The sequence below is a fragment of the Bradyrhizobium sp. genome, from assembly GCF_016462955.1.
GTDB lineage: Bacteria > Pseudomonadota > Alphaproteobacteria > Rhizobiales > Xanthobacteraceae > Bradyrhizobium.
The window spans coordinates 1-678 of sequence record NZ_JAEMSD010000707.1 but is presented as its reverse complement, the minus strand read 5'-3'; the positions used below and the strand labels follow the sequence as shown (position 1 = coordinate 678).

At 63.9% G+C, this 678-nt stretch carries 1 pseudogene; it reads left to right on the top strand.

Annotated features, from left to right (window positions below):
* Window positions 1–128 precede the first annotated feature (128 nt).
* Window positions 129–678, top strand: a pseudogene (locus JHD07_RS37165) (urea ABC transporter permease subunit UrtC); the annotation flags it as partial.

The following is a 678-nucleotide window of genomic DNA, read 5'->3' as shown; positions in this document are numbered from 1 at the left end:
GCCAACAAGTTCCTGGAGCCGGTCGCGGGCGCGGTGCTCGGTAAGATCGCCATCCTGGTCCTCATCATCCTGTTCATTCAAAAGCGGCCGCGCGGCCTGTTCGCGCTCAAGGGCCGTGCGGTGGAAGCATGACCCCTCACATGCTGACGCGATCGCTGGACCGCGGCGCGACGATCTTCCTTGCCGTCGTCGCGGCCTGCGGCATCCTCATTCCGCTCTCCAACCTGCTGCTACCCGCGGGCTCGTTCCTGCAGGTGCCGACCTACCTCGTCGCGCTGTGGGGCAAGTATGTCTGCTACGCCATCCTGGCACTGTCGATCGACCTGATCTGGGGCTATTGCGGCATCCTCTCGCTCGGCCACGGCGCTTTCTTTGCGCTCGGCGGCTACGCCATGGGCATGTACCTGATGCGGCAGATCGGCACGCGCGGCGTCTACGGCAATCCGATCCTGCCGGATTTCATGGTGTTCCTGAACTGGGAGAAGCTGCCCTGGTACTGGTACGGCTTCGACATGTTCTGGTTCGCCGCGCTGATGGTGCTGGTGGTGCCGGGCCTGCTTGCGTTCTGCTTCGGTTGGCTCGCGTTCCGCTCCCGCGTCACCGGCGTGTACCTGTCGATCATCACGCAGGCGATGACCTATGCGCTGCTGCTCGCCTTCTTCCGCAACGATTTCGGCT